Origin of the sequence: Halothiobacillus sp. (assembly GCF_028710545.1) — a bacterium.
GTDB lineage: Bacteria > Pseudomonadota > Gammaproteobacteria > Halothiobacillales > Halothiobacillaceae > Halothiobacillus.
The window spans coordinates 1-13968 of sequence record NZ_JAQTTX010000058.1; the positions used below are offsets into that span (position 1 = coordinate 1).

The following is a 13968-nucleotide window of genomic DNA, read 5'->3' on the forward strand; positions in this document are numbered from 1 at the left end:
ACCCTGTCGTTCGATCTCAAACCCGGCTATTCGCTCGATCAGGTCAGCCGGGCCATTGAACAAACCGCATTGGAACATCTGCCCCAGAATGTCAGCGGCCAGTTCGCCGGTTCCGCGCAGGCATTCCAGGACTCGCTCAAGACGCTACCGTTACTGCTCGGTGCCACCATTCTTGTGATCTACGTCATCCTTGCGATCCTGTATGAACACTTCATTCACCCGCTCACCATCCTGACCGCCCTGCCCCTGGCCGGCTTCGGCGCGCTGGCTTCGCTGTATCTGTTCAACCAGCCGCTCGATGTGTTCAGCTTTGTCGGCATCATCATGCTGGTGGGGTTGGTGAAGAAAAACGGCATCATCATGCTAGATTTCGCCATCCACCGACGACGTGAAGGCGAAAGCGCGATTGATGCGATGGTTGATGCCTGTGCCGTGCGTTTCCGGCCGATCATGATGACCACACTCGCCGCCATTCTGGGCACCCTGCCCATTGCCGTCGGCTTCGGAGCGCAAGCAGAAGCGCATCAGGCGCTGGGAATTGCCGTTGTCGGTGGCTTGGTGTTTTCCCAACTATTGACGCTGTACGTCACTCCGGCGTTCTACGTGGTGGCCGAAGGGCTGACTGGACGGAAAAATAAAAGACCCGTGGAAGAATCGGCCATGGCCGATATGGCCCGAACTAATCAAGAATAAGCCAGCAGCAAGGCGATCATCACCAGTGCGCCGAATACGTTATTCCGCAGAAAGGCACGAACGCAATGCGCGGGGTCGCGGTCCCGGGCGGAATACACAATCCATACCGCACTGACAGCGGCCAACAACAGCGCCATGAACGGGATCAGACCGAACCCCTGAATCACGCCGATCAGGATCAGGGTCGCCAGTGTGGCGACATACAGCGCGCTTACGATCAGCAAGTCGAAGCGACCGAACAGCACGGCAGTCGATTTCACGCCCACCTTCAGATCGTCCTCCCGATCAGCCATCGCATACAGTGTGTCGTAGGCCACCGTCCAGAACATATTGGCGAGGAACAGCAACCAGCCAACCATGGGAACCGTTCCGGTCTGGGCGGCAAACGCCATTGGAATAGCCCAGCCGAATGCCATGCCGAGTTGAACCTGCGGCAAGTGGTGAAAGCGTTTTCCGAAGGGATATGTTGCCGCCAGAATCAATGCCACGATCGAAAGCAGAATCGTCGTGGTATTGAGTTGCAACACCAGAACCAACCCCACCAGTGACAGGAACACGAACACACCAACCGCCTCACTCGGCCGGATCAACCCGGCCGCCAGCGGGCGGTTTTTCGTGCGCGCCACATGCCCATCGACATGTCTGTCGGCGTAATCGTTGATGGCACAACCGGCCGACCGCATCACCACCACGCCCAGCGTAAAAATCACGAGCAGACGCCAATCGGGCACGCCGCCGGCCGCCAGCCACAGGGCCCACCACGTCGGCCATAGCAAGAGATAAATACCAATCGGGCGGTTTAAGCGCGTCAGCGCGATATACAGCGGCAGACGATCCCGGATGAGTTGCAGAAAATGAGTCAAGGCGACCTCTGGACGTAGATAGCCAATCAGACCGTACAGGCAGAAGGCGAGGTTATCTTAGGGTTTGTGCTCGCCGCCTCGTCTCTCGCCCTCGGCAAATACCGCCACCACGCGACCGGTGGGTCCTTCGGATTCATTGGGCGGATATAACGGGCGCTTTCCGCGAGCTTGTTTTCATTGTCATAGTCCATGCCATGTTTGTTGAAGCTGGACAGAATCCGTTCACGGGAAATGGCCTCCATCTCGCCGATCAATCCCGGGTGATACCGCAGGACAAAATCGGGCTGGAAGAAAAAATAGGTCTGATCGAACCCGTGCGGATAACGCGGGTGATCCGGCGGGTAGCAAGTGCCGAATGTGGTCAAAAACATGGATTCACCGGCCCAGTCGAATTTCCATTCCGGCTTGCCCGGCTCGCCTTCAAGGCATTGGGAATGAGCCGGGTCGATGCTGTTGAGCACCGTCAGTAACCGGGCTGTGGTGCGGGCAAGTTCATCGAGACTGGAACTGAACACCGCGGGTATGCGGAACGCAAAACCCTTGAATTTCTCCTTGCGCGCGATGGTCATGAAACGGAACAGACCTTGAGCGAAACGGGCGGCGTTCTGCTCGAACGTTTCGTTACCACGCCAGTCGTCCGCACCCCAGTATTTTCCTGAGGGCGCAAAAATACAGTGTGTTTTTTCAATGGCCGTGATGAATTCGAGATGCGTCGGCGAGAATACCGGCTCGTAAGCCAAAGGGTTCCGGGCACGAGATTTCAACAAGGCCAACACCGATGGCGCGCCCCAGGCCGATTCCAACACACCCAGATGTTCCGGTTGGTTCACGGCAATCCAGGCAAACAATTCATTGGTCAGCAACTGAACAGAAGCGTCTTCTGTTTCCGGCAAGCGAGGCGCCGTCTCGATTCGGGCGTAAAAGTTCAGTGTATTGCGCAAGGCTGCAAGCCATTCGGGCAAGCGCTGCTGCGGGAACGCTTCGCGGTGCTCGGCATTACGGCAGGTTTTCAGGAATTTTTCGGGCTGAACATAATAGCGGTGAGCCGTCAGCAAGGTGATATAGGAAAGCAGCGCCTGATCCGCTGCATCGGCAAGACGGTTCGACGCCCAGCGGCCCAACAGATGATCCAGCAGGGATAAGGTGCCGACATCGTCCAGCTCTGTCCCCTTGGATCGGGCAAATGCATCGGCCGCCCGCCGTCCAAGTACGAATATTTTCATTAAATTCATGGGTATCTTCTCTTCAAATCTGGCGCGAAAGGTACCGTAATTCCCCCGTCAGGACAAAGTTTGGCCGCTCGATTTGCGGACATGACCAAGGCAAAATCGAAGCTGTTACACGTCCATCGTGCCTTGGTGCACGAAGTCGTCGAACGTTGGCAGGGATTGTAGAGAATCCAGGCCGAAATCCTGAAGAAACTGTGCCGTGGTGCCCAATAGTTCCGGTTTGCCCGGTGTGTCCTTATGGCCGACCGACCGGATCCAGCCACACTCGACCAAGGTTCGGATGATCTGCGGATTGACGCTCACTCCGCGCACGGCTTCGATCTCACCACGGGTAATGGGCTGCCGCCATGCAATCAGCGCCAGTGTTTCGAGTACAGCACGAGAATAGCGGCTGGTCCGAGGCGCTTCGCTGCGGGCGAGGTAAGGCGCGATCTGATCATTGGCAAGCAATCGCCAACTCGATACACCGGCCACTTCGCGGTGTTCAAGATCAATGAACGGGTGCGCATCGTACCGGGCTTGCAACCGCTCCAACGCTTCGCTCAAAGTGGCTATCGGTGTTTCGGAACCGATCATCCGCTGTAGATCCACCAGACTCAAGGGCGCTTCGCTGGCCAGCAGCAAGGCCTCGATCAGCGCTGCCAGCGCGGCTTGTTTTCCCGCATCCGGCGCTAATGTCAGTTCCTGATTCAATGTTCCGCTTCCTGATCGTTCATGGTTTTACCCTGATTTTCACTCTGGTTTTCACCTTGGCCAAGAATATATGCGCTTTGTGTGCGATCGAATACGTTATAATGTATCGAAATGGTCTCAGGGAAGCGCTGATTTATCCAGCGCTTCCCGCTTGGGGCAGGATGCCCCAACACGATCAAAGACGTAAGTCTTTGATTCGTGAGAGCCATCGCGGGCGTGTACCGCGATGGGCGAGCTGATTTATTCCAAGGATGGAATAAATCAGCATTTACTTAGAGCCTTCGCTCCGTTCCCTCAATCATCTAACAAAGAGTTTGCCATGCGTCTTTTCTTTGCACCGTTTCAGATTGCATTGTTTCTGATTCTCAACCTGGCTGCGGCTTCGGTCTGGGCGGCATCGCCCATCGACGTGGCTGTCAGCATTCCACCCCAAAAATATTTCGTGCAGATGATCGGGGGTGATCATGTGACCGTGGAGGTTCTGGTCCCCGCCAATGCAGAGCCGGAAACCTACGAACCCACGCCACGCCAGATTGCCGCTCTTTCCAAGGCCGATCTGTACATGGAAATCGGCGTACCGCTCGAACGGGCCTGGTTAGCTCGTTTTACCGCGGCCAACCCGAAAATGGTTGTGGTAAATACCGCTCGCGGCATCGAGCGGATGCCGATGATTCGGCACGACCACGATCATGGTGCAGCCAAAGGGCCGGGACTTGATCCGCATATCTGGTTATCGCCGGTACTGGTCCGCATTCAGGCCATGAATATTCGGGATGCGCTGATCAAGGCCGATCCCGCGCACGCCGCCGATTACCTGCAAGGCTATGCCAGGCTCGCCCGAAAAATCGACCAGGTCGATAGCGACATTTTGCAGTCTCTGGTCGATCATCCGCTCAAACAGACCCGATTTATCGTGTTTCACCCGGCGTTCGGTTATTTCGCCGCAGCCTACGGCTTGACTCAGGTACCCATCGAAATCGAAGGCAAGGAACCCGGCCCGCGACAACTCGGCGAGCTGATCGACTATGCGAAGAACAACGACATAAAGGTCGTTTTCATCGAACCTCAATTCGCACAGAAAGCCGCCAAAACCATTGCCGACTCCATCGGTGGCGAGGTGGTAACCATCGACCCGTTGCAAGAAGACTGGCCTGCCGGTATGGAAGCGATTGCCACGGCATTGAACAAGGCGCTGCGTTAACCACACATGGACTCGCCTTCACACTTGCACTCGCAAAAGGCCATCACGCCGGAGCCGATCATTCAACTGCGTAACGTGGCTTTCGATTACGAAAATACGCGTGCGCTGAGTGATATCAACATCGATATCGCGCGTGGTGAATTCATTGCCGTCATCGGGCCCAATGGCGGTGGCAAGACCACGCTCATGCGGTTGATCCTGGGTCTGCTCACGCCTACCGAGGGCGAGGTGCGCATCTTTGGCGAACACCCCGGCACCAATCCAGACCGTATCGGCTACGTGCCACAGCACAGCAACACATCGCCCGGCTTTCCCGCCTCGGTTGAACAGGTGGTTCTTATGGGGCTGGCCCAAGGAAATAGCCTGTTTGGAAAGCGCCGTGGTATCCGCTACACCCGCGAAGAACGCGCACAGGCAGAACACGCCATGCGCCGGGCAGGTGTGTCTGATCTTGGCAAGCGCCGCTTGAATGAACTGTCCGGCGGCCAGCGCCAGCGCGTTCTGATCGCTCGGGCACTGATTACCCAGCCAGAATTACTGATTCTCGACGAACCGCTCTCGAACATCGACCCATACGGCCGCCAGTGCATCCTCGAAACCTTGATCGGGCTGGATTCGCAAACCACGGTCGTCATGGTGAGTCATGATTTGGGCATCACAGCCAACGCGGTGACTGGCATTATTGCGGTGAACCGTTTTGCCCTGGCATCAAGCGATGCCAAACTGACCCCGGCAATGCTCGACCTGATGTACGGCATTCACGAAGCCGGTTGCCCGGTTCACAGCCTGCTGCAACAGATGGTAGAAACCATGCCTTCCGAGAACAAACCCACTGACGGCAAGACAGCCTGTGGAAATAGCCATGACACTCACTGAGTTATTGCAGCAGAACTTCATGCAGCATGCCCTGCTGGCCAGCTTGCTGGTGAGCGTCACCTGTGGCGTGATCGGTGCACTGGTCGTCGTGAACCGGCTCACGTTCATGGCCGGCGGCATCGCGCACACGGCGTATGGCGGTGTCGGTCTGGCATTCTTTCTCGGCGCGCCTGTCCTGCCGACGGCTGGCGCCTTCACCGCAGGCGCGGCCATGCTCCTCGGCACGCTGACACTCAAGAAACGGGAACGAACCGATACCCTCATCGGTGTGATCTGGGCGGCGGGCATGGCGTTCGGCATCATCATGATCAACCTCACCCCCGGCTACAACGTGGGCCTGATGAGTTATCTGTTCGGCAGCATCCTCACGGTCCCGGCCAGCGATTTGTGGCTCATGCTCGGCATCGATGTCGTCATCGTCAGCCTCACGCTCTACTTTTACCGCGATATCCTGTCGTTTTCCTTTGATCCGGATTTCGCCCGCTCCCGCGGCATTCCCGTGCAATGGCTCTACTTCATGATTCTGATCATGGTCGCCGAGGCGGTCGTGATGATGATTCAGGTCGTCGGTTTGATTCTGGTGATCGCCCTTTTGACCCTGCCGCCCTACCTTGCCGAGCGGCACACCAAGAGTCTGGCCGGATTGATGGTCGCCTCCGGTATCTGGAGTTTCGTGTTCTGTCTGGGCGGGCTCTGGGTCGCCTACCAGTTCGACCTTAGCTCCGGCGCCAGCATCATTGCCACGGCCTGCGCGTTCTACCTCGCTGTGGCCGGTGGTCAGAAGCTGTGGAATCTGATGAGCCGTCAGGAAAAAACTGCGGCATAATCGACACTTTCCACTTATCAGCTGAGCCATACCGATGGATTATCGCGCACGCTTTCTGGTCGACCCGCTCAAGAAGCTTTCTCTGGCCGACATCGACCCCGACGACACCGGTGACATCGACAAGGAGAAAGCCGCCGAACTAACGGCAACCTATCTTCAACGCATGGAAGAGGATCAATTCCTCCTCTATGCCGATGGCCGACAATCACTGCTGGTGGTGTTGCAGGCACTCGATGCGGCTGGCAAGGATGGCGTGATCCGCCATGTATTCAGCGCCATGAACCCTCAGGGCACCCGCGTCCACGGTTTCAAGCAACCCACGCCACTTGAGGCCGCGCATGATTTTCTCTGGCGCGCCCATGCCCAGGTGCCGGCGGCAGGCGAAGTGGTGATTTTCAACCGCTCGCACTACGAAGATGTGCTGGTGGTTCGGGTGCATGATCTGGTGCCGCGAGAAGTTTGGTCACAGCGCTACGAAACAATCAATGCCTTCGAGCGGCTGCTCGCGGAAAACGGCACCCGCGTCCTCAAGTTCTTTTTGCATATCAGCCCCGATGAGCAACTCGAACGTTTCAAGAAGCGACTGGACGACCCCAGGCGTCATTGGAAAATCAGCGAATCGGACTACTCCGAACGCAAGTTCTGGCCGCAATACATCGAGGCCTATGAAGAAGCGCTGGTCAAAACCAGCACACTGACTGCGCCGTGGTATGTCATCCCGTCTGATCACAAATGGTTCAGGAACCTGGCCGTGTCCCAGATCATCGCCGAAACACTCGAAGAAATGGGCTTAGAACTGCCGCCGACCCGGGTCAACATTGACGAGATCAAGCTGCATTACCATGCCGCCGTGAAGGCCGCCAATGGCAATGGCAATGGTAATGGCAAGAAAACGACCTGAGTCAACGCGACCACCGTGCCAATCTACCGTATAAATTACATCCGCCGCGCCCAACAGGATGCTCGGAATCGCCGTCTTCAACTGATCCGGTTGAGCAGCCTGTTCGCGATCATCCTGCTTGCGACTGCTCTGGGCCTTGCCCTACTGGACCCCACAAACAATCCCCTGCCGACCAAATTCTTTGACGCGCTCTGGAATGCGACCAACCTCGTCACCACGCTCGGTGATTTCACGCCCTTCACGGACGCGCAGAAAATATTCATGATTGCGGCCAGCTTCACCATCATGGTGCTGGGTGGCTATGCCATTACACAAACCATCAACTGGCTGACCAGCCCGATCGCCGCCATCAACCGCGAGAACCGACATATGAGCCGTAATTTCGAAAACCTGCGTGATCACGTCATTGTGATCGGATACAGTCCGCTCGGGCGGCTGGTCACGGATCGGATGACCTCGTCGGAAAACGTGGTCGTCATCGAAAATCGGGAAGATCTGGCCAATCAGGCCTCGGAACACGGCTTGCTGGTGGTTCAGGGCGATGCCGGACTGGACGATGAGGTGTTCACCCGGGCGGGCATCGATTTTGCGAAGGCATTGGTCGTCACCAGTGAATCACCGGATCGCAAGCTGGCCATCACACTCATGGCGCATGCCCGCAATGCCAATCTGCGTATCGCCGTCACGGCGGAGAATGACAGCCGCGGCCTGCTGTTGCGCCGCGCAGGCGCTACCGATGTGGTGGTGGCAGATGACCTGATCGCCCATACGCTGGTCGGGCATTTGTACACATCGCCACCGGTTTCGCCACCTGCTCCGGCTCAGGAAGACCCGAATCAGACCGAATAATACGCGCGATACCAATCCACGAAATTTCGCACGCCCACATCCACCGGCGTGCTCGGCTGATAACCGACATCGGCAACCAGATCGGCCACATCCGCAAACGTATCCGGCACATCACCCGGTTGCAGCGGCAACAGGTTCAGTTCCGCCTTCTTGCCGATCGCCTGCTCGATGCACTCGATATAGGTCAGCAGTTCCACCGGCTGGCTGTTGCCGATGTTATAAACGCGCCACGGTGCACGGGATGTGCCTGGATCGGGTTTTGCACCATTCCATACCGGATTGGGCTCTGCCGTATGATCCAGTGTGCGGATAACCCCTTCGACAATATCGTCGATGTAGGTGAAGTCCCGCCGGTGCTTGCCGTAATTGAACACATCGATCGGCTCACCCGCCAGAATCGCCTTGGTGAACTTGAACAGGGCCATGTCCGGTCGTCCCCAGGGGCCATACACCGTAAAGAACCGCAGGCCGGTGGTCGGCAACTGATAGAGCGATGAATAGGTGTGCGCCATCAGCTCGTTGGCCTTCTTGGTTGCCGCATACAGCGAAAGCGGATGGTCGATATTGTCATGCACCGAAAAGGGTAATGACTCGTTCGCACCATAGACCGAGCTCGATGAGGCATATACCAGATGCTCGACCTCGGCGTGGCGACATCCCTCAAGGATATTCACGAAACCGACGAGATTGCTGTCGACATAGGCATGCGGATTTTCGATGGAGTACCGCACGCCGGCCTGTGCCGCCAGATGCACGACCCGGTCGATCTTCTGCTCGACGAACAGCCGCTCGATGGCGGGGCGATCGCTGATATCCATTTCAATGAACGCAAAGCCCTCATGCGCGGCCAAACGCGCCAGACGCGCCCTTTTCAGGTTCACATCGTAATAATCGTTGAGGTTATCAATACCCAGTACCGTATCGCCCCGCGCCAACAGACGCAGAGCCGTGCTTGAACCAATAAATCCGGCCGCTCCGGTGACAAGTACGCGCATAACTCCTCCCTGATTCCGATTGAGTGCCGCGAATTGTAGCGGTTTGCCGCGCATCCTGCCGAACCCATCCACCACCAAAGACGGCAAACCCAAAAAAATGTAAAAATTTGGGCACTATGCACCACCGTATTTGGCGTGGGCATCTTGTCGATTTCCATCGAATGGCCAATTCGCCCAGGTAACGTCCAAGCGACTGTTTCATCGGCCACCCGGCCATTTTGCGCTCAACTTATCCACAGGCTCTCCTCCGGATAGAGCACAATGCCACCGAACCAACATACACCACATGTTGTGTTATTCAATTAAAGAAAGCACTTTAATTAGTGTAAATACCAGTTGACATTCACCTTCCGCTGACCAAAAATCATTCGGGCCGGATGACCACCGGGTTTCGATCTTTGAGCGTTTACCTCCGCGCCATCGCGTACGCACAAAGCGCCTGAAACCCGTGATTTAACCAAGCCGAACCGTCTTCGCCACTGCGCTTCACCACCGCCCCCAATAATGGAAAATCAGGATGGAAAACATGACAGCAAGCACCGCCACCCAAACCGAAACCCAACCCACTGCCGCCCGCAACATGCCTCCTGCTGTGAGCTCGACCATCGACACGGCCGCCACCATCCCTGGTCAACTGCGGGTCATTCGTCGTAATGGCAAGGTCACCGCTTTCGATGAATCGAAAATCAAGGTAGCCATGACCAAGGCGTTCCTGGCGGTAGAAGGCAGTGGTGCCGCCGTTTCCATGCGCGTGCATGATCTCGTGAATGCGCTGTCCGACCAGATTTCGTCCGCCCTCAAGCGTCGCGCACCGGGCGGCGGCACCGTGCATATCGAAGACATTCAGGATCAGGTCGAACTGGCCCTGATGCGCGAAGGCCACCACAAGGTGGCTCGTGCCTACGTGCTTTATCGTGAGCATCAGGCCCAGAAGCGAGCCGCCGAAGCGCCTGCGCAAGCCGCACCCGAAATTGTTCTGAACGTAACCCACGCCGACGGCACCCGCAGCCCGCTGGATCATGTACGCCTGAACGCGCTGATCGGCGAGGCTTGCAGCAACCTGACCGACGTCGATCCCGATGCCGTGCTGCAAGAAACCCTGCGCAACCTGTTTGATGGCGTGCCTGAGAAAGAAGTCAACACCGCACTGGTGATGAGCGCCCGCACCCTGATCGAAAAAGACCCGAACTACTCATTCGTCGCCGCTCGACTACTGCTTGACAGCATTCGTACCGAAGCCCTGCGCTTCACCAAGCAACCCGTGACCGTCTGCACGCAATCCGAACTGTCCGGCCTGTTTGCCGATTACTTCCAGTCGTACATCAATACCGGTATCGAGCACGAACTGCTCGACCCGACCCTGCGCCAGTATGACCTCAAGCGTCTGACTGCCGCCATCGACACCAGCCGTGACCTGCAATTCAGCTACCTCGGCCTGCAAACCCTGTACGACCGCTACTTCCTGCATGACGGCGGCGTGCGTTTCGAACTGCCGCAAGCCTTCTTCATGCGCGTCGCCATGGGCCTGGCCATCAATGAAATCGACCGCGAAGCCCATGCGATCGAGTTCTACAAACTGCTGTCCTCGTTCGACTTCATGAGCAGCACCCCGACCCTGTTCAACTCCGGCACTTTGCGTCCGCAACTGTCTTCCTGCTACCTCACCACGGTACCGGACGACCTGGACGGCATCTTCGCCGCGATCAAGGACAACGCCCTGCTCTCCAAATTCGCCGGCGGCCTAGGTAACGACTGGAGCCGCGTCCGCGCCCTGTCCAGCCACATCAAGGGCACCAACGGCAAATCACAGGGTGTCGTGCCCTTCCTGAAGGTCGCCAACGATACCGCCGTGGCCGTGAACCAGGGCGGCAAGCGCAAGGGCGCCGTGTGTGCTTATCTCGAAACCTGGCATCTGGACATCGAGGAATTCCTCGACCTGCGCAAGAACACCGGTGACGACCGTCGCCGTACCCACGACATGAACACCGCCAACTGGGTGCCCGATCTGTTCATGAAGCGCGTGATGGAAGAAGGCGAATGGACCCTCTTCTCACCGGCCGACTGCCCGGACCTGCACGACCTCACCGGTCTTGCATTCGAAAAGGCCTACACCGCCTACGAAGCCAAGGTTGACCGCGGTGAACTCAAGAATTTCAAGCGCATTCCCGCGCTGCAACTGTGGCGCAAGATGCTGTCGATGCTGTTCGAAACCGGCCACCCGTGGATCACCTTCAAAGACCCCTGCAACCTGCGGTACACCAACCAGCACGCCGGCGTGGTTCACTCATCGAACCTGTGCACGGAAATCACCCTGCACACCAACGATCAGGAAATCGCTGTCTGCAACTTAGGTTCGGTCAACCTCGCCCAGCACGTCACCGAACATGGTCTGGATCAGGAAAAACTCGCCCGCACCATCAAGACCGCCATGCGAATGCTCGATAACGTGATCGAGTACAACTACTACTCCGTACCGCAAGCGCGCAATTCCAACCTGCGTCACCGCCCGGTGGGCTTGGGCATCATGGGCTTCCAGGATGCGTTGCACATCCAGAAGATCCCCTATTCATCCGAACAGGCCATCGAGTTCGCCGATCGTTCCATGGAAACCGTGAGTTACTACGCCATCAGCGCGTCGAGCGATCTGGCCGCCGAGCGTGGCCGTTACCAGAGCTACGAAGGCTCGCTATGGAGCCGCGGTATCCTGCCGATCGATTCGATCGACCTCTTGGCCGAAGCGCGCGGCAAATACCTCGTCATGAACCGGGATACAACGCTCGATTGGGATGCTCTGCGTGCCAAAATCAAGGTTCAGGGCATGCGTAACTCCAACACCATGGCCATCGCCCCGACCGCCACCATCTCCAACATCTGTGGCGTGGCCCAGTCGATCGAGCCGACCTTCGAGAACCTGTTCGTCAAATCGAACCTTTCGGGCGAATTCACCGTCATTAACCCGTATCTGGTCCGTGACCTCAAGGCGCTGGATCTGTGGGATGAAGTCATGGTCAACGACCTCAAATACTTCGATGGCAGCGTGCAGCAGATCGACCGCATCCCGGATTCGCTCAAGGCCCTGTACGCGACCGCGTTCGAAGTCGAGCCACGCTGGTTGATCGAAGCCGGCTCACGTCGCCAGAAATGGATCGATCAGGCGCAATCGCTCAACCTGTATCTGGCCGACCCGTCCGGCCCGAAACTGGACCAGATGTACAAGAACGCCTGGTTGGTCGGCCTGAAAACCACGTACTACCTGCGTGCCTCATCCAAAACGCGTGTAGAGAAAACCACCATGACGAAACTGGACGGCAAACTGCGCGGCGTCAATGCCGACCCGATTGCCGAAGCCCTGCCGAAAGCCTGTGCGATTGACGATCCCGGCTGCGAAGCCTGCCAATAAGCGGCTCGACGATACGTACTGGAATGAAAAAGAAAGAGGAACAGAACATGTTGAATTGGAACGAACTGGATGCAAAACAAACCCCGAATGCGGGCATGATTCAGGCCATGGACGAACCAACCACCTTGGCGGCAGACGCGACTGAAGCGCAAAGAGCCGCCCACGCTGCCACCCACGGCCAAACCGGTCTGGAAGGCATCGCCCAGGGCGCGGGCCGCGTCGATGTTTCGGCCAAGCGCATCATCAACGCCACCGCCGACGTCAACCAGCTCCTGCCCATGAAATACACCTGGGCCTGGGAAAAATACCTCGCCGGCTGCAACAACCACTGGATGCCGACCGAAGTGTCCATGCAGGCCGACATCGCCCTGTGGAAAGGCCGTGACGGCGCCCTCACCGCAGACGAACGCGCCATGATCATGCGCAACTTAGGCTTCTTCGCCACCGCGGAAAGCCTCGTTGCCAACAACATCGTGCTCGCCATCTACAAGCAGGTCACCAACCCCGAATGCCGCCAGTACCTGCTGCGTCAGGCCTTCGAAGAAGCAGTACACACCCACACCTTCCAGTACATTGTGGAAAGCCTGGGGTTGGCCGAAGGCGAACTGTTCAACATGTACCGCGAAGTCCCCTCCATCACCGCCAAGGATGCCTGGGCACTCAAGTACACCAAGAACCTCGCCGACGGCGACTTCGACACCAGCACCACGCAAGGCGCACAGGACTTCCTGCGTGATCTCGTCGCGTTCTACGTCGTGTTCGAAGGCATGTGGTTCTACACCGGCTTCGCGCAGATCCTCTCACTGGGCCGCCGCAACAAGATGACCGGTATCGCCGAGCAGTATCAGTACATCATGCGCGACGAATCCATCCACATGAACTTCGGTATCGATGTGATCAACCAGATCAAGATCGAAAACCCGCACCTTTGGACCGAAGAGTTCAAGGCCGAAGTCACCCAGATGCTCAAGGAAGCCGCGGAACTGGAAATCGCCTATGCCCGCGACACCATGCCGCACGGCCTGCTCGGCCTGAACGCAGAAATGTGTGCCGAATACCTGCACTTTATCGCCAACCGCCGCTGCAACCAGATCGGTCTCGCCGAACTCTTCCCCGGAGCAACCAACCCCTTCCCGTGGATGAGCGAAGTCATCGACTTGAAGAAGGAGAAAAACTTCTTCGAAACCCGAGTCACCGACTATCAAACCGGCGGCGCGCTGAACTGGTAAGAGAAACGACAAACCCGCCAAATGGCGGGTTTTTATTTATGGGCAGCTCGAATAACCCGAGATTTTCAATGAATTCAGCCACTGAGTCATGCCTGTGGCCGAATCCAGCTCAAATTTCACAACAAACGACGACCTTTCCAAGCAGCATTGCCCGGTTTTTACTCCGAATCGCCATGGTAGGTGGCGGTTCGGCCCATTTTGGGCGTTATGCAG

The 13968-nt window shown here is 57.2% G+C and carries 12 protein-coding genes; 8 read left to right on the plus strand and 4 right to left on the minus strand.

Annotated features, from left to right (window positions below; all coding sequences use genetic code 11):
• Positions 1 to 693: efflux RND transporter permease subunit (locus PHD44_RS10775; protein ID WP_300191479.1), on the plus strand; the 693-nt coding region annotated here is incomplete at its 5' end.
• Here PHD44_RS10775 and ubiA read toward each other — a convergent pair.
• From ubiA to scpB, 3 genes are all read right to left on the minus strand, one after another.
• Positions 684 to 1556 (minus strand): 4-hydroxybenzoate octaprenyltransferase, encoded by an 873-nt coding sequence (ubiA, locus tag PHD44_RS10780; protein WP_300191480.1) that lies wholly within the window; start codon positions 1554 to 1556, stop codon positions 684 to 686. The two genes, PHD44_RS10775 and ubiA, sit on opposite strands and share 10 nt — an antisense overlap.
• 26 nt (positions 1557 to 1582) lie before the next feature.
• Positions 1583 to 2788 (minus strand): YqcI/YcgG family protein, encoded by a 1206-nt coding sequence (locus tag PHD44_RS10785; RefSeq protein ID WP_300191482.1) that lies wholly within the window; start codon positions 2786 to 2788, stop codon positions 1583 to 1585.
• A gap of 105 nt (positions 2789 to 2893) precedes the next feature.
• Complete coding sequence (gene scpB, locus PHD44_RS10790; protein ID WP_300191484.1) at positions 2894 to 3478, minus strand: SMC-Scp complex subunit ScpB; 585 nt, start codon at positions 3476 to 3478, stop codon at positions 2894 to 2896.
• Positions 3479 to 3797: 319 nt separating this feature from the next.
• Here scpB and PHD44_RS10795 point away from each other — a divergent pair, with 319 nt between their 5' ends.
• The 5 genes from PHD44_RS10795 to PHD44_RS10815 are packed head-to-tail and all read left to right on the plus strand — an operon-like array spanning position 3798 to position 8131.
• On the plus strand, positions 3798 to 4679 hold the full coding sequence (locus PHD44_RS10795; protein WP_300191487.1) for a zinc ABC transporter substrate-binding protein: 882 nt from the start codon (positions 3798 to 3800) through the stop codon (positions 4677 to 4679).
• A 24-nt stretch (positions 4680 to 4703) separates the two neighbouring features.
• Positions 4704 to 5555 carry a metal ABC transporter ATP-binding protein gene (locus PHD44_RS10800; RefSeq protein ID WP_300191489.1) on the plus strand — a complete coding sequence of 284 codons (852 nt, stop codon included), beginning with the start codon at positions 4704 to 4706 and terminating at the stop codon, positions 5553 to 5555.
• Positions 5542 to 6381: a metal ABC transporter permease gene (locus PHD44_RS10805; protein WP_300191491.1), complete on the plus strand. Its 840-nt coding sequence runs from the start codon at positions 5542 to 5544 to the stop codon at positions 6379 to 6381. The genes PHD44_RS10800 and PHD44_RS10805 overlap by 14 nt, the downstream gene beginning before the upstream one ends.
• A gap of 34 nt (positions 6382 to 6415) precedes the next feature.
• Entirely contained in the window at positions 6416 to 7282 is an 867-nt protein-coding gene (locus tag PHD44_RS10810) for a polyphosphate kinase 2 family protein (RefSeq protein WP_300191494.1), read from the plus strand.
• A 15-nt stretch (positions 7283 to 7297) separates the two neighbouring features.
• Positions 7298 to 8131: a TrkA family potassium uptake protein gene (locus PHD44_RS10815; protein WP_300191497.1), complete on the plus strand. Its 834-nt coding sequence runs from the start codon at positions 7298 to 7300 to the stop codon at positions 8129 to 8131.
• Here PHD44_RS10815 and PHD44_RS10820 read toward each other — a convergent pair.
• Positions 8119 to 9126 carry an NAD-dependent epimerase gene (locus tag PHD44_RS10820; protein ID WP_300191500.1) on the minus strand — a complete coding sequence of 336 codons (1008 nt, stop codon included), beginning with the start codon at positions 9124 to 9126 and terminating at the stop codon, positions 8119 to 8121. The two genes, PHD44_RS10815 and PHD44_RS10820, sit on opposite strands and share 13 nt — an antisense overlap.
• A gap of 580 nt (positions 9127 to 9706) precedes the next feature.
• Between PHD44_RS10820 and PHD44_RS10825 the strand changes: the two genes are divergently transcribed.
• Together PHD44_RS10825 and PHD44_RS10830 are read left to right on the plus strand one after the other, a co-directional pair.
• Positions 9707 to 12526 carry a ribonucleoside-diphosphate reductase subunit alpha gene (locus PHD44_RS10825; RefSeq protein ID WP_300191502.1) on the plus strand — a complete coding sequence of 940 codons (2820 nt, stop codon included), beginning with the start codon at positions 9707 to 9709 and terminating at the stop codon, positions 12524 to 12526.
• 47 nt (positions 12527 to 12573) lie between these two features.
• Entirely contained in the window at positions 12574 to 13755 is a 1182-nt protein-coding gene (locus PHD44_RS10830; RefSeq protein WP_300191501.1) for a ribonucleotide-diphosphate reductase subunit beta, read from the plus strand.
• Positions 13756 to 13968 lie beyond the last annotated feature (213 nt).